Origin of the sequence: Frigoribacterium sp. VKM Ac-2859 (genome assembly GCF_013204925.1) — a bacterium.
GTDB lineage: Bacteria > Actinomycetota > Actinomycetes > Actinomycetales > Microbacteriaceae > Frigoribacterium.
In genome coordinates, this window is record NZ_JABMLC010000001.1 from 1,184,095 (window position 1) to 1,204,505 (window position 20,411).

Consider the following 20,411-nt stretch of genomic DNA (forward strand, 5'->3'; position numbering starts at 1 on the left):
GGCACCGCGCCTCCTGCTGTCCGTCGGCCCGTGGGCCCCGTGGGCCCGTGGGCCCGTGGGCCCGTGGGCCCGTGGGCCCGTGGGCCGGGCATGTGCCCGCACCGGGTGCGAGGGAGTTGGCTCGGGACCATGAAGAACACCACACTCGGCCAGGTCGACGGCGGACTCGACGTCGGCCGCCTCGGCCTCGGCCTCATGGGCATGTCCGCCTTCTACACCGGCAACAGCACCGACGACGACGAGTCGGTGCGCGTCATCCACCGCGCGCTCGACGTGGGCGTCACCCTGCTCGACACCGCCGACATGTACGGCCCGCACACGAACGAGCAACTGCTCGGCCGCGCCCTCAAGGGCCGCCGCGACCAGGCCGTCGTCGCGACGAAGTTCGGCAACGTGACCGACCCCGAGGCCCGCGCCGAACGCACGGTCGACGGTCGCCCCGAGTACGTCCGCCGGTCGGTCGACGGCTCGCTGAAGCGCCTCGGCATCGACCACATCGACCTCTACTACCAGCACCGCGTCGACCCGCTCGTGCCCATCGAGGAGACCGTGGGCGCCATGGGCGAGCTCGTCACGGCCGGCAAGGTGAGGTTCCTCGGGCTGTCCGAGGCGGCGCCCGAGACGATCCGCCGTGCCCACGCGACGCACCCGATCACCGCCCTGCAGACCGAGTGGTCGCTGTGGAGCCGTGAGCCCGAGGCCGAGATCCTGCCGACCGTCCGCGAGCTCGGCATCGGCTTCGTGCCCTACTCGCCGCTCGGTCGGGGGTTCCTCACGGGCACCATCCGCTCGGTGGACGAGCTCGCCGAGGACGACTTCCGCCGGTTCGCTCCCCGCTTCTCGGGCGACAACCTGCAGGCCAACGTCCGCATCGTGCAGCAGGTCGACGAGGTCGCCCGGGCCGTCGGCGCCACACCGGGTCAGGTCGCGCTCGCCTGGCTGCTCGCCAAGGGTGACGGCATCGTGCCGATCCCGGGCACGAAGCGCCGCGCCTACCTCGACGAGAACGTCGCGGCCGACGACGTGGTGCTCGACGCCGAGCAGGTGCACCAGCTCGACGACGTGGCCGCGCCGAAGGGCGCCCGCTACGCCGACATGTCGACGGTCGACAAGTAGCGAGGCGACCGGCGTCGGCTCGACCGTCGGCCTGCGTGAGCCGTCGCTCGGCCACCCCGCCACCCCGCCACCCCGCCACCCCGCCACCCCGCCACCCCGCCACGAAATGAACATCCCGCCATCTTTTCTCGTGGCGGGATGTTCACTTCGTGGCGGGGTGAGACGTCCGGGCGCGGAACGAGGGCGAGCCCGAGGAGGCGCGGGTACGGTCGAGCGATGGACGACGTGATCAGACGCCGGGCCCTCGTGCACGGTTCGGTGCAGGGCGTGGGTTTCCGTTTTTCGACCGAGGGCGAGGCGGACCGACTGGACGTCGGCGGCTTCGTCCGCAACCTGCCCGACGGGACCGTCGAGGTCGAGGTCGAGGGACGGCCCGACCGGGTGGCGCTGCTGCTCGAGTGGCTGGACGAGGGGCCCCGTGGGGCCCGGGTCGACCGGGTCGAGGTGAGCGAGATCACCCCCGTGGGCGAGAGCGAGTTCAGCACGCGCCACTAGCCCGAGCGACGATCAGAACGGGGCCCGGCGGCCGGAGACGAGAGACCCGGCCCGGACGCTCGCACACACCCGACAGTGTGGAGTGCCCGGACCGGGCGTTCAAGGGTACCTGCTCGACGGCCCGGCCCGATCACCCGGACCGGTTCGGTCGGACCGTCCGGCCCGGTCGGCCCGTCCGGCCCGGCGCGTCCGATCTCGTCGACCGGTGACCTCACATCCGGTGCCGCTGCCGCGTCTACGGGGTGGATACCATCGCCGAGAGCCAGGAGGCACCGTGAGCGTCCACACCAGCGTCGACACCCCCGTCGGCCCGTTGACCGTCGTCGGGGGCGAGACGGGCCTCGTCGGCCTCTACTTCGACGAGCACCGCCACCTCCCCGATCCGACCGGCTTCGGCCCGGTCTCGCGGGACGGCGTCGGCCTGAGCGACTTCGCCGAGGTCGGGCGCCAGCTCGGCGAGTACTTCGGCGGCGAGCGGCGCTCCTTCGACCTCCCGCTGGCACCGCGAGGCAACGACTTCCAGGTGCGGGTGTGGACGCTCCTCCGCGACATCCCCTTCGGCGAGACCCGCAGCTACGGGCAGCTCGCGACCGCACTCGGCGGCGTCGGCCTCGCCCGCGCGGTCGGCGCCGCCAACGGGCTCAACCCGTTGAGCATCGTCGTGCCGTGCCACCGCGTGGTCGGCTCGGGCGGGGCCCTGGTCGGCTACGCCGGCGGGCTCGACCGCAAACGGTTCCTGCTCGGGCTGGAGGCCGACCAGCCGTCGGGCCCCGACTCCGGTCGGCTGTTCTGACGTGGAACCCTTCGAGCGCGTGGTCGCCCGGCACGGTCGCACGGTCTGGCGCGTCTGCCGGGCCGTGCTCGACGAGCACGACACCGACGACGCCTGGAGCGAGACGTTCGTGGCGGCCCTCGTCGCGTATCCGTCGCTCCCCGCGTCGACGAACCTCGAGGCGTGGCTGGTGACCATCGCGCACCGCAAGGCGATCGACGTGCTGCGGGCACGGGAGCGTCGCCCCCGCCCGGTCGAGACGGTGCCCGAACCGCCGCCCGCGCCTCCTCACGACGAGACCGTCGCGCGCGCGGACGAGCTCGACGGGGCGCTGCGCACCCTGCCGCCGGGCCAGCGGCGTGCCGTGGTCTACCACCACCTCGTCGGGCTCTCGCACCGCGAGGTGGCCGAGCTGACCGGCATCAGCGCGGACGCGGCCCGGCGTGCGTCCGCGGACGGCATCGCGGCGCTGCGGCGGCTGCTCGCGGAGCCGGCGACGCCCCGACCGGCTGACGCCTCCGACCGGGCCGCCGACCGCGCCTCCGTCCCGTCCGCCTCCCCCGAGCCGAAGGGCACCCGATGACCGCCTCCCCCATCGACGCGTCGACCGACCCCGGCGACCTGTTGACCAGCCTCGACCCGACCGACGAGCGACTCGCCGCGCTGCACGCCCGCTTCGCCGAGACCGCCCTCGGCGTCGGGGCGGTCGACGTGGCCTACCGCACCCTCGACTCCCCCGTCGGCCTCCTGCTGCTCTGCGCCACCGACGTGGGCGTGCTGCGGGTGGCCTTCGAGATCGAGGGGCACGACACGGTGCTCGACCGCCTCGCCTCGACGGTCAGCCCGCGCATCGTCGAGGCGCCGTCACGGCTCGACACCGTGGCACGCGAGCTCGACGAGTACTTCCGCGGCGAGCGCCGCGCGTTCGACCTGCCGCTCGACCGGCGCCTGTCGACGGGGTTCCAGCGGACGGTGCTCGAGCACCTGCCCGACATCGGCTACGGGTCGACGACGAGCTACGCCGCGGTGGCGCTGGCCTCGGGCAGTCCTCGCGCGGTGCGGGCCGTCGGCACGGCCTGCGCCACCAACCCCCTGCCGCTCGTCGTCCCCTGCCACCGGGTGGTGCGGAGCGACGGGACCTCGGGCAACTACCGTGGGGGCATGGCGGCCAAGCAGATCCTCATCGACCTCGAGGCGGGGGCGTGAGCGACGCGGTGACCTCCGGCGTGACGGCGGCCGGCCCGGGAGCGGTGCCGTCGGACGTGGCGGGCGCGGGCGTCGTGGTCGGTGACGACGGGCTGGCCCGACCGGTCTGGGCGTCGACCGATCCGCTGTTGCGCGAGTACTACGACACCGAGTGGGGGCTGCCGGTCCGGGACGAGCGGGGCCTGTTCGAGCGGCTGAGCCTCGAGGCGTTCCAGTCGGGGCTGTCGTGGGCGACGATCCTCCGCAAGCGTCCGGCGTTCCGGAGCGCGTTCTCCGGCTTCGACCCCGACGTCGTCGCGCGCTTCGACGACGAGGACCGGGCACGGCTGATGGCCGACGCGGGGATCGTCCGCAACCGGCTCAAGGTCGACGCGACGATCCGCAACGCGCGGGCGACGCTCGACCTGAGGGCCGACGGCGGCCTGGTCGACTTCGTCTGGTCGTTCCGGCCGGCCGAGACTCCCCGGCCCCGCACGATGGCCGAGGTGCCGACGACGTCGCCGGAGTCGCTCGCCCTCTCGCGGGCACTCAAGGCGAAGGGGTTCACCTTCGTGGGGCCGACCACCATGCACGCGCTGATGGAGGCCGCGGGCATCGTCGACACGCACCTCGTCGACAGCCACCGCCGCGGGTCGTCCGGGGTGTGGGGCGACGACGGCCGGCCGGTGCCGGACGGCGGCCCCCGGGCGGCCGGGTCGTGACCGCGGACTCGCCCGACGGGGCGGTACCGCACGGGGCGGTACCGGTCGGGGCGGTACCGCATGGGGCGGTACCGCACGGGTCGACCGCGCGCTTCGTCGTCGAACCCGTCGGCGCCTGGGACCACGCGCACGCCGTGGGATTGCTGGCGGCGCACAGCGTGCCGGGAGCCGAAGCCACCGACGTCGCCGCGGCCACGCACGCGCGACTGGTCGAGCTGGGCACGGGAGCCGAGCGCGCCTCCCACCGTCTCGACCTGTCGTTCGCGGCCACCGGGGTCGACGTGACGGTGACCGGGCCCGACGGCGTGCCGCCGACGGAGGCGACGGTCGACGAGGCACGACGCGTCGTGCGGACGTGGCTCGACCTCGACACCGACCTCGACGACGTCGAGCGGGGCTTCGCCGACGACCCCGTGCTCGGGCCGCTCGTCGCGGCGCGTCCGGGCATCCGCGTGACGGGCAACCCCGACGGGTTCGAGACGGCCGTGATGACGGTGCTCGGGCAGCAGGTCTCGCTCGCCGCGGCGCGCACCTTCACCGGGCGGCTCGTCGCGGCCCACGGCGAACCCGTCGCGGGGACGGGCCTGACGCGGTTCCCCCGCGCCGACTGCCTGGCGGCCGCCGACGTCGACGAGCTGCGGGCCGCGGTCGGGGTGACGAACAGTCGCGCGCGGACGATCCACGCCCTGGCCGAGGTCGTCGCCGACGGACTCGTCATCGCCCCCGACGTCGACCACGCCGACGCCCGCCGACGCCTGCTCGCCGTGCCCGGCATCGGCCCGTGGACCGTCGAGTACCTGGCCGTGCGCGCCCTCGGCGACCGCGACGCCTGGCCGGCGGGCGACCTCGTGCTGCGGCGCGTGATGGGCGGCCTGACGACGAAGGAGGCCGAGGTCGCCGGGGCACCGTGGTCGCCCTGGCGCGCCTACGCCCTGTTCCACCTCTGGGCCGCGGTGCTGCCGACCGCGCCGTGAGGCGCCCGGCGCCACCTGCCGACGACGACGACCGGACGAGGAGGCGCGGTGCGCCTAGCCTCGGAGGCCCACCACGAGAGGACCCCCCGATGAGCGACGCCCGCACGAACCCGGACCCGCACGAGCCGGACGACGAACTCGGCCACGGCGACGCGCTCGACCAGGCTGCGGTCGAGGCCGCCGCGATCGAGACGCACCGGGCCGCCCACGGCACGGGCCCGACCGACACGCAGGGCGAGTCCGCCGCATCGGGCGAGGCGACGCCGGACGGCGACGTCACGCAGCCGCTCGGCGGCAGCCACTCGGGTGAGGAGGGCTATGTCGCCGTGAGCCCCGGGGGTGTCTCGGGCGAGCAGGACGCCGCCTTGACCGTCGACGACGAGGACTCGCACTCGGCCGACCCCGAGGCGAACGCCCACCGTGGCGACATCGGCGCGAACCGCGGCGGCAGCGGCGGCCGCTGACCCCGAGTGAGACCCCGGGAGGGCGCCGAGACCCGCGTGCGTGAGCCGGGGCCTCGGCCACTTCGTGGGGTCTCGGCGGCGACCGGGTGGTGCATGCTGGTGGGGATGACTGACACGCGCCCCCACCTCGACGACTTCGCCCGCTTCATCCAGGCCTCGCCCTCGTCCTTCCACGCCGCGGCCGAGGCCGCCCGCCGGCTCGACGACGCCGGGTTCACCGCCCTCGACGAGACCGCCGAGTGGCCCTCGGGCCCGGGCCGTCGCTACGTCGTGCGCGACGGCGCGGTCATCGCCTGGATCGAGCCGGCCACCGCGACGGCCACGACGCCGTTCCGCGTCGTCGGAGCGCACACCGACTCCCCCGGCTTCAAGCTGAAGCCCAAGCCGACGACCGGCACTCGCGGCTGGCTGCAGGCCGGCGTCGAGGTCTACGGCGGTCCGCTGTTCAACTCCTGGCTCGACCGCGACCTCGAGTTCGCCGGCCGACTGGTCACCCGCAGCGGCGAGACGCACCTGGTGCGCACCGGGCCGCTGCTGCGCTTCCCGCAGCTCGCCGTCCACCTCGACCGAGGCGTCAACGCCGACGGCCTCAAGCTCGACCCCCAGCGCCACCTGAACCCCGTGGTCGGGGCGGGACCGCTCGACGAGGCCGACGTCCTCGGCCACCTCGCCGGGTTGGCCGGGCTGACCGGAGCCGACGTGACCGGGTACGACGTGGTCGTGGCCGACACCGCGCCTCCTGCGGTCCTGGGGATGTCGGGCGAGCTCTTCGCCGCCGGGCGCATGGACAACCTGTCGTCGACCCACGCCGGTCTCGTCGCACTGGTCGAGACGGCGACCTCGGGCATCGAACTCGACCATGTCGCCGTGTTCGCGGCGTTCGACCACGAAGAGGTCGGTTCGGCCACGCCGTCGGGTGCAGCCGGGCCGCTGCTCGAGGACGTGTTGGCCCGGGTCTCGGCCGGTCTCGGGGCGACGACGACCGATCACCGCCGGGCCATCGCCGGGTCGTGGTGCCTGAGCGCGGACGCCGGGCACGCGGTGCACCCGAACTACCCCGAGCGGCACGACCCGGTCAACCAGCCGGTCGTCAACCGCGGGCCGCTGCTCAAGATCAACGCGAACCAGCGCTACGCCACCGACGGGCTCGGGGCGGCCGAGTGGTCGCGGGCGTGCGAGCAGGCGGGTGTGCCGTTCCAGGAGTTCGTCTCGAGCAACTCGGTGCCCTGCGGCTCGACCATCGGACCGATCACCGCGACGCGACTCGGCATCCGGACGATCGACGTCGGCATCCCGCTGCTCGGCATGCACTCGGCCCGCGAGTTGTGCGGCGCCGACGACCCGGCCTACCTGTCACGCGCCGCCGCCGCTTTCCTCGCGCCGGACGCGTAGGTCGGCCGCGGACGGCCGCGGCCCTGCCCTGCCCTGCTTTGCCCTGCCCTGCTTTGCCCTGCTCGAGGCGGTTCGCCGTGACATGACGGTCTGACATGTCAGGGTAGTTTGGTGCGATGCACGAGGCGAATCGACTACGACTGGCGGATGTCGAGATCCGGTACGGGCGCCGACCGGTGGTGGCCGCTCCCGCACTCGAGATCGCCCGATCGTCCACGACAGCGCTCGTGGGAGCATCCGGCAGCGGCAAGAGCTCTCTGCTTCGCTGCCTGACGGGCCTCCAACGCCCTTCCTCGGGTCAGGTCTTCGTCGACGACCTCGATCTGACGTCCTTGTCCCCCTCCCGGCTCGCTCGGCGACGGCGAGAGCTGTTCGGCATCGTCCTTCAAGACGGCGGCCTCGTACCGTCGTTGTCGGCCTTGGACAACGTGCAGATCGCTCTCGACCTCCGCCGCATCCCGAAGTCGCGATCCACTGCCCGATCGACCCTCGCCGACCTCGGCCTGACCAGACTGGCCGACCGGCGACCCGACGAGCTGTCCGGCGGCGAGCGGCAGAGGGTCGCCTTCGCCCGGGTGCTGGCCCAACGGGCACCTTTCGCGACGTTGGACGAACCGACCTCGAGCCTCGACGCCGAGAGCCGCGCCGACGTCGTCGACGGCATCCGTGCGCTCGCGGCCGCGGGGTGCGGCACGGTGCTGGTCACGCACGATCTCGAGCTCGCCGCCAGCGTCGACGCCGTCGCGGCGATCACCGAGGGGCAGGTCGTCACGCATCTGACCCCGACGACGGCGTCGGACATCCGCCGGCGGATGCGAGCCGTGCACGACACCCAGAGCGAAAGATGATCGGCCTCGCTCGTCTCGCCGGGGCCTCCCTGCGCATGCTCGCGACCGATCGGGCCACCTGGTTCGCCTACGGCGCCGTCGTCCTGGTCACCACCGTCGTCGCCGGCCTCGCCCTGACGGGTGTCGACTCGGCAGGCGGTGCGCCCGCCCCCCTCGGAGGCATCGTCCGCTCGTGGACGACTCCCGCGGCGTTCATGGCCGTCGTCGCCGGCACGACGTGCCTCGCCGCCGTGTCACGACTGACCCAGTCACAGTTCGACCCGACCCGTCTCGCCTGGGTGCCCTTGGGCGTCCTGCCGTGGCAGGGGCGAGCGCTCATCGCCCTCGAGACGGCCGTCGTGACGGTCGCGGCCGCCACGGGGGGTATCGCCATCGTGATCGTGACGGCCACGGCCCTCAACCCCCTGACAACTCCCTGGGGTTCCCTCGTCCTCACCACGGGTCCACTGGTCACCGTCGGCACATCGGTCGTCGTCGCATTGTCACTGACCCCGGCGCTGGTAGGTGCGACGAGCCGCTTCCCGCCGCGTCCGCGACGGGCCAGGCTCGGCCGCGTGCTCGGTTGCGCGATCCCCGTCGCGGCCGTCGTGGTGCTCCTGGCCCTGATGCCGTCGACTTCGATGAGGGACGACGACGTGGCCGGGCTGGTGCCCTGGTCGCTCCTCCTCGTCGTCCTCGGCTCCGTCGCCGCGTCCACGATCGGCCCTGCGGCCTGCCGTCTCGCCGCCGCCGGGCTCGGTCTGGTTGCGCGGGGTACCCGATGGACCATTCCCCGACTCGCCTTCCAGGCCGTCGCGGACGGCGTCCGCCGCGATGGCGCGGGCATCTCGGTGCCGATGGTCGGCGTCGCCGTCCCCGGCGGACTCGCCGCCGTCTTCCTGGCGGGCGACGAGGCCCTCCGTGCGTTCGGTTCGCTGGTCACGTCGGAGACGACGATCAACTGGGCGGCCGTGACCGGTCTCGCCACGGCGCCCGCCCTCCTCGCAGCGGTCACGGGTGCACTCGTCTTCAGCCTGTCGGCCCCGATCCGTCGAGACACCGGGCGAGCACTGCTCGCCGCGGGAGCCGCCCCGGCGACCCTTCGGGCCATCGCCTCCTTCGAGGCCGTCCTGCTCTGGGCTCTCGGGGCCCTTGGCGCCGTCGCCGTGGTAGCGGTCTCGGCCTCACCTCTGTTGTCGGCCGCCCAGGCCGACCTCGGCACGTGGGCGGCCGTGATCGTGAACCCGGTCACCCTGTGCTGTTCCGGGCTCGCCCTCGTCGCACTGCTGATGGGCAGTTCGTTCGGCCGACGGTCGTGACCGGCGGCGGATCAGCCGAAGGCCTCCACCGCCGGCGCCCCGAGCGCCCAGGCCAGGATCGCCGGCCACTCGCCGTAGCCCGAGTCGGGGGTGAGGTGACCGCCTCGGGGCACGACGACGACCGGGGCGTCGACCCGCGCCTCCCAGGTGTCGACCGGGCCGAGCGGCAGCCACTCGTCGTCGTCCCCGGCGACGACGACCGACTCGGCGTCGCCCCCGAGCGCGAGCCGCCGCCCGTCGAACAGCTCCCCGGCCACGAACGCGTGGATCGGCTGGCCGGCGATCAGCTCGGGCGACGGAGGCGCGACCAGCGCGACCCGGTCGGCGGACGGAGGCGCGACGCCGGCCTGCAGCCTCAACCAGAGCAGGCACGAGAGGCTGTGGCACAGCACCGTCACCGGACGGCCCGCGGGCAGGGCGGCCCGTTCGTGTCGCACCGCGGCGTCCCAGGCGGCGGGCGTGGGCTCGTCGGCGTCGGGCAGCTGCGGGTAGCGCACCACGTGTCCGCGGGCCTCGAGCTCGCCGGCGAGCCAGCGCTGCCAGTGCCCCTCGGGACGATGGTTCTGCCAGCCGTGCAAGATCAGGAAGGCCGTGGGCGGGGTCGGCGTCGGGGCGGTCGCGTCGGTCACGGTCCGATCATGCCCCGACCCGGCGTCCTCACGTGGCAGGGTCGACCCATGACGTCACACCCGTACCGCGCCCGGTTCGGCGACGGCTACGCCTTCGAGGGTGAGCCCACCCTCGACGGTCCGCCGCCGACCGGATTCCACGTGACGACGCGCAGTCGGGTGATCGGCCACGGCCGGGCCGCCTTCGAGGCCGCAGGGGACGCCGTGCTGCACTGGCAGGTGCACCGCGGCTCGGGCTTCGTGCCCCTCGAGGTGCCCGTCCGCGTGGCCGTCGGTGCGACGAGCGTCTGGGGCGTGACCCTCGGCCCCGTGCACCCACCGGTCGCCTGCCGGGTGTTCGCCGTCGTCCGGTCCGCCACCGACATCGGCTTCGGACACGCCGCCCTGGTCGGCCACCCCCAGCGCGGCTGGGAGAGCTACCGCGTGCACCACCACGACGACGACCGCGTCACCCTCGACATCCGCGTCGTCTGGCTCCCCGCCGCGTGGTGGATGCGGGCCGCCGGGCCGGCGTCCGCATTCGCCCTCTCGCTGATCCTGCGGCGCAACCTCCGTGCCCTCGACGTCGTCGTGGCCTCCGCCTGACGGCACCGCGCCCTCACCGGACGGCCCGGTCACCCCTCCGTGGGGACGAGGAGGCACGGCTCACGAGAACAGGTCGTCGAGCCACCTCTGCCAGGCCGACCCGGTCGCGGCGGCGTCGGCCCCGTCGGCGAAGTCGTGGACGCTGACGCTCACCCCGGCCCCCCAGGCCTCCCGCCCGAAGATGCGGACGAGCGCGCTCGCGGTCCGCAGCCCCACGAACGACGCCGTGCGGTACGAGAGTCCCGCGGCGACCGGACCGACGCCGGGCAGGTCGACCACGACGGCGTCACCGACCTCGACGTCGTCGGCCAGGTCGAGGGCCTGCAGCACCCGGGCGGCCGATCCCGCCGCCCGCGACGACTCCGGGGCGTCGACGCTCGTGAACGTGGCCTCCCGGCCCGTGAACCACGCGACGTACTCGGCGAGGGTGTGCAGGTAGAAGTCGGTGTGCTCCTCGACGCCGGGCACCTGCCCCTCGTCGAAGACGCTCGAGTGCCGGTAGGTCAGCCGGGTCGCCTCCTCGGTGTCGTCGCCTGCCTCGAGGGCGAAGTCGAGCTCGTTGAACCAGCCGCCCTCGCCCTCCATGCGGTTGGCGTAGTGGCGACCCGGTCGCCAGGCCGTGACCACCCCGCCCGGCCCGGCCGCGCCTCCCACCCGGGGTTCGACCTCGCCGGGCCAGAGCCACCCGCCGGTGCCCGTGGTGACGGCGTCGAAGACCACGGCGGGAGGCGCGGCGAGGGTGACGGTCCGGACGATGTCGGCAGCGGGCACGATGACTCTTCTCTCGTCGAGGCGGGTGGGTCGGAGGCGGTGGGCCGCGGGTGGGACCCGGCGGGGTCAGCCTGCCACCGGGGACCCCGCCTGCGCCAGCGTCCCGGGCTCCGAGCCCACCGTGCCACACTGATCCGATGACCCCTCGACGTCGCCACGCCGGTTCGCCACGGCGTGCGGCCGCCCGCGACGCCTCGCGAGCGGGGGACGTCGACACGACCGTCACCGTGCGTCGCGTCGAGCGGGGCGACCTCTACGTGCGGGTCAACACGATCGGCGACACCGGCGACCGTCCGTTCGTCCTCGTGCCGGGCATCGGCGTCTCGTCCGACTACTTCGAGCGCCTCGCGCCGAACCTCAACGAGTTCGGCCCCGTGCACGCTCTCGACCTGCCGGGCTTCGCCGGGGTGCCGCACCCGGGTCACGCCCTGAGCATCCGCGAGTACGCCGACCTCGTCGGCACCGCCATCGACGAACTGGGACTCCACGACCCGGTCGTCGTCGGGCACTCGATGGGCACGCAGATCGTCGTCGACCTCGCCGCGCGCCGACCCGACCTGTCGACCGTCGTGCTGATCGGGCCGGTGATCGATCCGGCCCATCGTCACGTGCTCGAGCAGGCGGTGCGGTTCGCCCGGGCCGCCTGGCACGAGCCCGGCCGGGTGAAGTTCCTGGCCCTGAGCGCCTACGTGCTCTGCGGGGTGCGTTGGTTCTCCCGCATCCTGCCGAAGATGATGACCTACCCGATCGAGCAGCACCTGCCGCAGATCGCCGCCGACACCCTGGTCATCCGGGGCGAGCACGACGCCGTCGCCCCGCGCGAGTGGGTGCGCCGCGTCGGCGAACTGCTGCGCTCGTCCCGCCTGTGGGAGATGCCCGGGGCCGCCCACTCCGTCATGCACGCCCACGCCGAAGAGGTCGCCAAGCTCTGCGTCGAGCACGCCCAGCAGCCGATCCGACACGACGAGGGCGTCGAGTTGCACCACTACGTCGACGCGGGGGACGGCGACGAGAGCGACGACTTCAGCCCCAGCCCGGCCGACTTCGTGAAGGCCGTGGGGGCGCGCCTGCGTTCGACCGCGGCGACCATGCGCGGAGACGACGAGGCCCTCGCGAAGGCCAAGACGGACCACGCCGAGTCGATGCAGGCGGCCTTCGACCGTCGCCAGGCCGAGAAGGCCGCGGCCGGCGCCGACCCCGACGACGGCCCGCACATCGAACCCACCACCGGCGGCGCGGACCGCTGACTGTGCGGCTCGTCTCGGCCGCGCCGGGCCGGGCCGGGTCGGGTCGGGTCGGGTCGGGTCGGGAACGCAGGAGGCGCGGGTCGCCTCGCCGCCGGACCCTCACGCCCCCGAGACGGTCAGCCCGATCAGCACGAGGTTGAGGGCCACGACGACGACCACGGCCACCCAACCGGCGATCCGCGTCCCGACGGCGTTGACGCCCGTGCCCATGAGCGACCGGTCGCTCGTCGCCACGACGAGGGGCACGAGGGCGAAGGCGATGCCGAAGCTCAGCACGACCTGGCTGAGCACGAGCAACCACGTCGGGCTGATGCCCGTCGCGAGCAGCACGAGGGCCGGGATCAACGTGACGACCCGACGCACCATGAGCGGCACCTGCACGTGCAGCAGGCCCTTCATGATCTCGGCGCCCGCCATCGCCCCGATCGACGTGGACGCCAGACCCGACGCGAGGAGGCCGACGGCGAACAGGACGCCGATCACCGGCCCGAGCGCCGCCGCGATGGCCCGCTGGGCCCCGGGGATCGTGTCGGTGCCGTCCTGACCCGACAGGGTCGAGGCCGCGAGCACGAGCATGGCGATGTTGACGCCGCCGGCGACGAGCAACGCCAGCACGACGTCCCACCGGGTGGCCTTCAGCACGCGGGCACGGTCCGCCCCCTCGGCCACGACGCCGTGGTGGTCGCGGGTGAGTGCGGAGTGCAGGTAGACCGCGTGCGGCATGACCGTCGCGCCGAGCATCGACGCGGCGAGCAGCACGGCCGTGCTGTCCTCGAAGCGGGGCACGAGACCGGCGAGCATGCCTCCGGCCGACGGCGGGGCGAAGAGCAGCCCCGCGCAGAAGCCGAGCGTGAGGACGGCGAGCAGGGCGATGACGACGGCCTGGAAGACTCGCCCGCTGCGGTACCTCGTGAGCAGCAGCAGGCCGAGCGAGACGAGGCCGGTGATCAGGCCCCCGACGACCAGCGGCACCCCGAAGAGCAGCTGGAGCGCGAGGGCTCCCCCGATGATCTCGGCGACGTCGGTCGCGGCCGCCACCAGCTCGGCCTGACCCCAGTACGCCAGCCGGAGGGGCCGACGACGGAGGCGCGTGCCCATCACCTCGGGCAGCGACCGACCCGTGACGATGCCGAGCTTCGCCGACAGGTACTGGACGAGCACCGCGATGGCGTTCGCGAGGACGAGCACCCAGAGGAGCGTGTACTGGTACGCCGCCCCGGCCGTGAGGTTGGCGGCGACGTTGCCGGGGTCGACGTACGCGATCGCGGCGACGAACGCCGGGCCGAGCAGGGTGCCGCGGGGTCGGGCGTGCACGACCTGCGGGGCACGGCCGTCACGGGGTCGGTCGGCGTCGGCACGGCGGGTGTCGGACGAGCTCATGCCTCGACCCTAGCAAGATTTCGGTGTCCCGAAACCTTGGTGTGAGGCCTCCGTAACCCGCCCGCGGGCCGCACGCCGCGCCCGCACACCGAACGCCGCGCCCGAACGCCGAGAACCCCGTTCCCGAAGACGAACCACGATCGATCGGGGTTCTTCTTCGCGAACGGGGTTCGTCGGTGATCGGTGTGTAGTCGACCGACCGCGCGGAGGTGTTACTCGGTGGCGGCGGTGATCTTCGCGACGCCGACGAGCATCTCGTCCTGGACGGCGTCGGTCTTGAAGGTCTGGTTCAGCAGCGACGCGGCGTCGGGGCTGATGTGCACCGTGGTGCCCTCGAGGACGGCGTTGCCGTCGACGACCTCGAGGGGCTTCAGCGAGCCACCGTAGAGGTTGAAGAGGTAGGCGTCTTCGGCGGCGACGGTGCCGTTGGCGGTGACGGTGCCGTAGAGCTTGCTCTCACCCGGGTCGATGCGGAAGTCGGTCAGTTCGACGACGGTGCCGTCGGCGGAGGTCAGCGACAGGCCGGAGCCGTCGTGGTCGATCTCGCCCTGGACGTAGGGGCGCACGTCGCTGTCGGGGCCGTAGTAGTCGACGTTTCCGCCGGTGATGGGGAAGGCGAAGGTGCCGTCGGTGAAGGTCGCGGTGCCGACGACGCCGGGGGTCAGGCCCAGGCTCGTGAGGGCGTCGACGAAGGACGCGTCCACGGCGACCTGCGTGTCGACGCCGTTCGACAGATCCGGGATGGACGCCTCAAGCAGCATGCTCTCGCCGGGGCCGGGTTCACGGGTCTGGTTGACGGGGTGCGTCGGGGCCGTGTTGTTGCTCTCGGAGTCCGAGGTCGAGGCGCAGGCCGCGAGCGAGAACACGAGGGCGCCGGTGGCGACGACGCCGAGGACGCCTCGACCGAGGGAGGAACGGAAGGGGGTGCGCATGAATGGTCCTTGTCTGTGCTGCCCGGTGGGATTGATCGGTGTTCGACGCCCGGGCCGCGTCGGATGGGGCGAGGGGGCGACCCGGCCGGGACGCTCCCTCGCGGCGCTCAGTCCTCTTCGGAGAAGAAGCGGTCGACCTTGCGGTGGTACCGCTGACCCAGCAGGCCACCGAGGACGGCCCCGGCGAAGCTCAGGACGACGACGAGGCCGAGGCCGATGAGACCGGCGAGGGACGACGACTGCAGGTCGTCCATCGAGGGCACGAACGGGTTCGGCGACGACGAGTCTCCGGTCTGGGTGCCGACGACGCCGACGACGATCGCCAGGACGATCGTGATGACCAGACCCCAGAGCCAGGTCGCGAGCCCCTGCTTGAAGCCGCTGAAGCGGGCGATGCGCGACGCCGTGTAGCCACCGATGAGGTACCCGAAGAACATGATCGCGAGCACCACGATGCCCGAGGTCAGCGCGAGCACGTCGGCGTTGTCGGTCGTGAAGCTGCGCAGGTCGGCCATGGCGGTCGAACCGGAGGCGACCCCGCCCCAGGCCGCGAGGACGCCGCCGAAGATCGTGATCATGACGAGGCCGAAGCCCGTTGCGGCGAACCAGCCGAGCAGGCCGGCGCCGAAGCGGATGCCGCCGAACTCCTCTTTCTGCTGGGCGAGCAGCTCACGGCGCACCGACACGTGGTCGATGCCCGAGTCCTTGACGAGGGGGTAGGCGTGGGAGCCGGTGTCGCGACCCGCGGCGGCTCCTGCGGCCGCGCCTCCGGCTGCCGCCGCGGTGGGCGCGACGGCGGTGGGGGCGTCCTGACCGAACGAGGGCTGACGCTCGGCCGCGGCGCGGTCGGTGGCGTCGCGTTCGGCGTCCGAGCGGTCGTCGACCCACCCGTCGTGCGAGGACGAGGAGGCGCCGGTCGCCGCGGTCGCGGACGCCGCGGTGGCCGTGTCGTCCCCTCGGTCACCGGTGGCGGGCTCGCCGGCACGGGCGGCCTCGGCCGCACGGAGGGCCTCGTCGTCGTGCAACGGACGGCGCGTGCCGTCCGAGGAGGCGGACCAGGCCCGCTGGGCGGGCTCGGTCGGCGCCACCATGGGCACCGCCTCGGTGGGACGGCCGGTCGAGGCCGCGTCGCGGTCGGACTCCGAGAGGACCTCGGTGTCGCGGCGGTCGGCGTCGGTCGACGGGTCGGCGTCGGCGTGCTGGTCGGGCCCGGTGTCGCCGGGGACGTACTCGGCGGGCACCGAATCGGGCAGCGCCTCCTCGTCGGACGACGCGGGAGCCTCGTGCGCGTCCAGGCCGGACGCCTCGGGGTTCGCGGGGGCCTCGGCGACGACCGGGCGGTCCTCGGCGTCGGCGACGGGGGCCTGCTGCGTCGGGGCGTCGGACCCGAAGTCGACGGCGGGCTGCTGCTGCGTCGGGGCGTCGCCGCCGAAGTCGACGGCCGGGGGCTGCTGGGTCGGGACCTCGGAGCCGTACGGCACCTCGGTCGGCTCGACCGTCTCGCCGGTCTCGTCGGACCGCGGGGCGTCGTTCGTGTCGCCGTACTGGGGATCGCGTCCCTCGTGGTCGGGGCGGTCGCGCCGCGGATCGTTCGCGTCGGTCATGGCTCACTCCTGTCGGTGGGGTCGTTCCCTGGATCTGTGATCCGCCTGAACGTTACGCCCGAACGGCACCCCGGGCCGGGAGCCCCCGCCCGCGCCCGCGGGACTCACGGGCGCGGACGAGCCGGTAGCGTGGACCGGACCGCCGAGCGACGAAGGACGACGACGTCATGACCGACACCAGCCAGACCCCCTCCGACCCGACCGCGACGGCCCCCGGCGCGACCGACTCCGCGGCGACGGGCCGCCGGGCCGCGGCGGCCGCCCGCACGCGACCGAAGGCCGACATCGCCCGTTCGTGGCTGCTCGTGCCGGGCACCGCCCCCGACCGTTTCGACTCGGCCCAGGCGTCCCGCGCCGACCAGATCGTCCTCGACATCGAGGACGCGGTCGACCCCGCCCGCAAGCCAGCCGCACGCGACGACGTCGTCGCCTGGCTCACGGGCGGCGGCGAGGCCTGGGTGCGCATCAACGACCGCTCGACGGACTTCTGGTCCGACGACGTCGACGCCCTGATGGGCCTGCCCGGACTGCACGGCGTCATGCTCGCCAAGACCGAGGCGCCCGAACACGTCACCGAGACCTTCGACCGGCTCGGAGGCGCGGTGCCGGTGCTCGCGCTCGTCGAGTCGGCCCTCGGCATCGAGGAGAGCCCCGCCATCGCCAAGGCCCGCGGGGCGTTCCGCCTCGCGTTCGGAAGCGGCGACTACCGCCGCGACACCGGCACGAGCGCCGACGACCTGGCCATGGCCTACCCCCGCTCCCGCCTCGTCGTGGCGAGCCGCATCGGCGGGCTGCCCGGCCCGATCGACGGCCCGACGGTGGGCAGCAGCCACCCCGTCCTGCGCGAGCAGTCCGGGGTCGCGGTCGCCCTCGGCCTCACCGGCAAGCTCTGCCTCGACGTCGAGCAGCTGCCCGTGATCAACGAGGTCATCAGCCCCACGCCGTCCGACGTCGCCTGGGCCCAGGACTTCCTCGCCGACTTCGAGGGACGCGGCCGGGTCATCCGCGACGGCAGCGACCTGCCCCGCCTGGGCCGGGCCCAGAAGATCGAGAAGCTCGCCTCGGCGTTCGGGGTGCAAGCCGCGAACTGACGGCTCGACGGAAGGAGGCGCGTCCCACCCGGGACGCGCCTCCTTTTTTTTTGCCCGGATATCTGGCAGACCGTTGACAGACGATAGTCAACGACATATCTTTTACACATCGCGACAGGACGTCGCGACCTCGATCTCTTCCCCCCGACCCGAGAGGAGTACCCCATGGGTACCGACTTCACCCCCGAGAACCACGGCGACCCCCGTCGCCGGCACCACGACTCCCCCGACGCCCGACACGACCCGATCGGCCGCGGCGAGGGTCACGGCCGCTTCGGCCGTCCGTTCGGCCGCGGGTTCCGCCCCGGTCCGGGCTTCGGCGGCTTCGGCCCCGGTTTCGGCCCCGGCGGCCCGGGCTTCGGTCCCGGCGGCTTCGGACCGGGCCGCGGAGGACGCGGCCGGGCACGACGCGGCGACGTGCGCCTCGCGATCCTCTCGCTGCTGTCCGACGCCCCGTCGAACGGCTACGGCCTGATCAAGGCGATCGCCGAGCGCACCGACGGCACGTGGAAGCCCAGCCCCGGCTCGGTCTACCCCACGCTGCAGCAACTCGTCGACGAAGAGCTCATCTCGTCCGACGAGACCGCGACCAAGAGCGTCTTCACGCTGACCGACGCGGGCCGGGCCCACGTGGCCGAACACGCCGACGAGATCGAGAAGGCCTGGGCCGCCACGGCGGACGACGCGAGCGACACCGACCGCGAGTTCCAGACCAGCCTCATGAAGCTCATGGGCGTCGTCAAGCAGTTCCACCACGACGGCAGCGACGCCCAGCGGGCCGCCGCCACCGCCAAGCTCGACGAGGCACGCCGCGCGCTCTACACGATCCTGGCCGACTGAGCCCCGGCGGGCCGGGGCTCGGCCGACCGAGCCCCGGCGGGCCGTCCGCCGGTGGCGGCCGGACCGATGTCGGGGGCCGTCGGCATGATGGGGCCACGAGCACGACGACCCCGCCGGAGGCGCACATGAGCACCGCAGACGACCCCACCACCGCGAGCACCGCCGACCTCGCGCAGGCGGGGTACGACCCGTCCTTCCTCACGGTCGACGTGCCCCTGCCGGCCGTCCACGCCACCGTCCGCGAGCTGCCCTACGTCCACTTCACGGTGCTGCTCGACCCCGTCCGGCGGTTGGCCGCCCTGACGGCCGTCAACATCGACGGGTCGTCGCTGGTCGACCTCGGCCGGGGCGACGACTGGCACCTCGACGAGCGCGTGCCCGACGACGAACAGACGGGTCCCGAGGTGTACGCCTCGAACGACCTCGACCGGGGGCACCTCGTGCGTCGGCGCGACCCGGTCTGGGGCGAGCGAGCCGTCGCGGCCGCGGCGAACGTCGACACCTTCAGCTTCACCAACGCCGCACCCCAGGCCGCCGAGTTCAACCAGTCGAAAGAACTGTGGCTCGGCCTCGAGGACCAGGTGCTGCATTACGCCTCCACGCATCGGCAGCGGCTGACGGTCTTCACGGCGCCCGTGCTGCTCGACGACGACGCGCCCTACCGCGGCATCCGCCTGCCCCGTCGGTTCTTCAAGGTCGCGGCCTGGACGACCTCCGACGGCGGTTCGTTGCGCAGCGCGGCGTACCTGCTCGACCAGTCCCCCGAACTCGACGGCGTCGACCTCGAGGCGGCCTTCGCCCGCGCGCACGAGCAGGGCGACCCGCCGCCCCTCGGGCCGTACCGCACCTACCAGGTGCCCGTCCGCGACATCGCCGAGATGACCGGTTTCGACCTCGCCCAACTCGCCGAGGCCGACACGCTCCGGCCCGTGCCCACGATCGAGCCGCCGGACGGCATCCGCGCGGGGTGGGTGCCGCTGACGTCGGTCGACCAGCTGTCGTTCTGACCGCCAGGCGACGCGACCCCGGCTCGTCCAGGCGGCTCGCATCGGGCCGTGCCAGCATTCTCGGGCCATGGCACCGAACGACCGAGATCCCGTCGACCCCACAGACGCCCCGTCACCCCTGCCGCCCGAGATGCCGCGCAGCCTGACGGTCCTGCGCGACGAGGACGCCCCACCCGTGCGGGCCACACCCTGGCGAGAGGTCCGGGTGGACTTCTTGGTGCCGACCACCTCGACCGGTGCGGCCTCCGGCGTCCGGCACCTGCTCGACGAACCCGAACTGCACTTCTCACCCGGGCTGCGCCAGGGGACGCTCGCTCTGATGCCCCGACGGTCGGCACTCCTCCGCGTCGTGCTCGCGTGGGAGTGGTCGGTCGAGGCAGCGTCGTTCGCCGTGCACTCCTTCGAGCCCGAGCCCTTCTCGTCCGACGAACGAGACGCCCTCGAGGCATGGTTGCGGGCGACGGCGCGGCGGTTGCAGCTGTTCGACGGCGCCCTCGCGCGTGCCGTCGCCCGGGTCGACCACGACGTGGTCCGAGGCGTCGACACGAGCTCTCCCGAGGCCTCGCTGGCCGGCGCCGCCGCTGCGGCCCGGGCGGCAGCCCCTGCGGCCGCGGGTTCGCCCGCCTCGGGCCCGGTCGGGGGCCGTCCGGTGCCCCACCACTCCGACCCGGTCGACCTCTCGGCGGCCGGGCCCGCCGCCACGACGATGCGGACGGCCACCCTCGGGACGAGACTCGCCTCCCCCGCCGTCGGCGCCGCCCACCCCGTGGTCGACGTCACCCTGCCGGACGCGAGCGACCCCGGCTGGGAGGTCTTCGTCGACGCCCTGAGCCGTCAGACCCTCGGTTACCGTCGCACCCTCGACGACGGCGGCAGCGCCTACGCGTTCACCTACCTCGTCGCCGACGACGTCGACGACGTCACGCCCGACGACCTGGTCGACTGGCACGACCAACACATCCAGCGGCAACTGCTCGTCGAGGACGCCCGCCAGGCGTACGTGCACCTGCTCGCCGGGCTCGAGCCGCCCGTCTCGGTGCAGTACACGGTCTGACCGAC

The 20,411-nt window shown here is 73.6% G+C and carries 22 protein-coding genes; 17 read left to right on the top strand and 5 right to left on the bottom strand.

What is annotated here, in order from left to right; translation table 11 throughout:
• The first annotated feature begins 129 nt into the window (after nucleotides 1-129).
• The 11 genes from HQQ78_RS05480 (at nucleotide 130) to HQQ78_RS05530 (ending at nucleotide 9,266) form a co-directional block, all read left to right on the top strand.
• Entirely contained in the window at nucleotides 130-1,116 is a 987-nt protein-coding gene (locus tag HQQ78_RS05480; protein ID WP_159826022.1) for an aldo/keto reductase, read from the top strand.
• A gap of 216 nt (nucleotides 1,117-1,332) precedes the next feature.
• Nucleotides 1,333-1,611, top strand: a complete 279-nt coding sequence (locus tag HQQ78_RS05485) for an acylphosphatase (RefSeq protein WP_056046650.1) — start codon at nucleotides 1,333-1,335, stop codon at nucleotides 1,609-1,611.
• 274 nt (nucleotides 1,612-1,885) lie between these two features.
• Nucleotides 1,886-2,404 (top strand): methylated-DNA--[protein]-cysteine S-methyltransferase, encoded by a 519-nt coding sequence (locus HQQ78_RS05490; RefSeq protein ID WP_056046652.1) that lies wholly within the window; start codon nucleotides 1,886-1,888, stop codon nucleotides 2,402-2,404.
• Nucleotide 2,405: 1 nt separating this feature from the next.
• Nucleotides 2,406-2,966 carry a sigma-70 family RNA polymerase sigma factor gene (locus HQQ78_RS05495; RefSeq protein ID WP_173151417.1) on the top strand — a complete coding sequence of 187 codons (561 nt, stop codon included), beginning with the start codon at nucleotides 2,406-2,408 and terminating at the stop codon, nucleotides 2,964-2,966.
• Nucleotides 2,963-3,589, top strand: a complete 627-nt coding sequence (locus HQQ78_RS05500) for a methylated-DNA--[protein]-cysteine S-methyltransferase (protein WP_173151419.1) — start codon at nucleotides 2,963-2,965, stop codon at nucleotides 3,587-3,589. Before HQQ78_RS05495 ends, HQQ78_RS05500 begins: the two co-directional genes overlap by 4 nt.
• Nucleotides 3,590-3,633: 44 nt before the next feature.
• Nucleotides 3,634-4,290 carry a DNA-3-methyladenine glycosylase I gene (locus tag HQQ78_RS05505; RefSeq protein ID WP_371740401.1) on the top strand — a complete coding sequence of 219 codons (657 nt, stop codon included), beginning with the start codon at nucleotides 3,634-3,636 and terminating at the stop codon, nucleotides 4,288-4,290.
• Complete coding sequence (locus HQQ78_RS16330) at nucleotides 4,287-5,264, top strand: DNA-3-methyladenine glycosylase 2 (protein ID WP_173151421.1); 978 nt, start codon at nucleotides 4,287-4,289, stop codon at nucleotides 5,262-5,264. Before HQQ78_RS05505 ends, HQQ78_RS16330 begins: the two co-directional genes overlap by 4 nt.
• Before the next feature lie 89 nt (nucleotides 5,265-5,353).
• Complete coding sequence (locus HQQ78_RS05515; protein WP_173151423.1) at nucleotides 5,354-5,728, top strand: hypothetical protein; 375 nt, start codon at nucleotides 5,354-5,356, stop codon at nucleotides 5,726-5,728.
• A gap of 105 nt (nucleotides 5,729-5,833) precedes the next feature.
• Nucleotides 5,834-7,120, top strand: a complete 1,287-nt coding sequence (locus HQQ78_RS05520) for a M18 family aminopeptidase (RefSeq protein WP_173151425.1) — start codon at nucleotides 5,834-5,836, stop codon at nucleotides 7,118-7,120.
• A 116-nt stretch (nucleotides 7,121-7,236) separates the two neighbouring features.
• On the top strand, nucleotides 7,237-7,968 hold the full coding sequence (locus HQQ78_RS05525) for an ABC transporter ATP-binding protein (protein WP_056046659.1): 732 nt from the start codon (nucleotides 7,237-7,239) through the stop codon (nucleotides 7,966-7,968).
• On the top strand, nucleotides 7,965-9,266 hold the full coding sequence (locus tag HQQ78_RS05530) for a hypothetical protein (protein ID WP_173151427.1): 1,302 nt from the start codon (nucleotides 7,965-7,967) through the stop codon (nucleotides 9,264-9,266). Before HQQ78_RS05525 ends, HQQ78_RS05530 begins: the two co-directional genes overlap by 4 nt.
• Nucleotides 9,267-9,277: 11 nt before the next feature.
• Here the strand turns inward: HQQ78_RS05530 and HQQ78_RS05535 are convergent, their stop codons facing one another.
• A complete protein-coding gene (locus tag HQQ78_RS05535; protein WP_173151435.1) occupies nucleotides 9,278-9,895 on the bottom strand; it encodes an alpha/beta hydrolase in 618 nt (205 codons plus the stop codon).
• Nucleotides 9,896-9,943: 48 nt separating this feature from the next.
• On the opposite strand from HQQ78_RS05535, the gene HQQ78_RS05540 reads away from it, so the two are divergent.
• The gene (locus tag HQQ78_RS05540; protein ID WP_173151437.1) at nucleotides 9,944-10,480 is read left to right on the top strand and encodes a DUF1990 family protein; all 537 of its coding nucleotides are present in this window, start codon (nucleotides 9,944-9,946) and stop codon (nucleotides 10,478-10,480) included.
• Nucleotides 10,481-10,540: 60 nt separating this feature from the next.
• On the opposite strand, the gene HQQ78_RS05545 is transcribed toward HQQ78_RS05540, so the two are convergent.
• Nucleotides 10,541-11,251, bottom strand: coding sequence for an SRPBCC domain-containing protein (locus tag HQQ78_RS05545; RefSeq protein WP_173151439.1), 711 nt, complete (start codon nucleotides 11,249-11,251; stop codon nucleotides 10,541-10,543).
• Nucleotides 11,252-11,388: 137 nt separating this feature from the next.
• Between HQQ78_RS05545 and HQQ78_RS05550 the strand changes: the two genes are divergently transcribed.
• Nucleotides 11,389-12,498 (top strand): alpha/beta fold hydrolase, encoded by a 1,110-nt coding sequence (locus tag HQQ78_RS05550; protein WP_173151441.1) that lies wholly within the window; start codon nucleotides 11,389-11,391, stop codon nucleotides 12,496-12,498.
• Nucleotides 12,499-12,597: 99 nt separating this feature from the next.
• Here the strand turns inward: HQQ78_RS05550 and HQQ78_RS05555 are convergent, their stop codons facing one another.
• From HQQ78_RS05555 to HQQ78_RS05565, 3 genes are all read right to left on the bottom strand, one after another.
• Entirely contained in the window at nucleotides 12,598-13,878 is a 1,281-nt protein-coding gene (locus HQQ78_RS05555) for an Nramp family divalent metal transporter (protein ID WP_173151451.1), read from the bottom strand.
• Between the two features lie 212 nt (nucleotides 13,879-14,090).
• A complete protein-coding gene (locus tag HQQ78_RS05560; protein WP_173151454.1) occupies nucleotides 14,091-14,810 on the bottom strand; it encodes a hypothetical protein in 720 nt (239 codons plus the stop codon).
• A gap of 107 nt (nucleotides 14,811-14,917) precedes the next feature.
• Nucleotides 14,918-16,414, bottom strand: a complete 1,497-nt coding sequence (locus HQQ78_RS05565; RefSeq protein WP_173151456.1) for a CvpA family protein — start codon at nucleotides 16,412-16,414, stop codon at nucleotides 14,918-14,920.
• Between the two features lie 167 nt (nucleotides 16,415-16,581).
• Here HQQ78_RS05565 and HQQ78_RS05570 point away from each other — a divergent pair, with 167 nt between their 5' ends.
• From HQQ78_RS05570 to HQQ78_RS05585, 4 genes are all read left to right on the top strand, one after another.
• Complete coding sequence (locus HQQ78_RS05570; protein ID WP_173151457.1) at nucleotides 16,582-17,505, top strand: CoA ester lyase; 924 nt, start codon at nucleotides 16,582-16,584, stop codon at nucleotides 17,503-17,505.
• 165 nt (nucleotides 17,506-17,670) lie between these two features.
• Nucleotides 17,671-18,345 (top strand): PadR family transcriptional regulator, encoded by a 675-nt coding sequence (locus HQQ78_RS05575; RefSeq protein ID WP_173151459.1) that lies wholly within the window; start codon nucleotides 17,671-17,673, stop codon nucleotides 18,343-18,345.
• Between the two features lie 125 nt (nucleotides 18,346-18,470).
• The gene (locus tag HQQ78_RS05580) at nucleotides 18,471-19,352 is read left to right on the top strand and encodes a DNA/RNA non-specific endonuclease (protein ID WP_173151461.1); all 882 of its coding nucleotides are present in this window, start codon (nucleotides 18,471-18,473) and stop codon (nucleotides 19,350-19,352) included.
• A 67-nt stretch (nucleotides 19,353-19,419) separates the two neighbouring features.
• Nucleotides 19,420-20,406 carry a hypothetical protein gene (locus tag HQQ78_RS05585; protein ID WP_173151463.1) on the top strand — a complete coding sequence of 329 codons (987 nt, stop codon included), beginning with the start codon at nucleotides 19,420-19,422 and terminating at the stop codon, nucleotides 20,404-20,406.
• Nucleotides 20,407-20,411 lie beyond the last annotated feature (5 nt).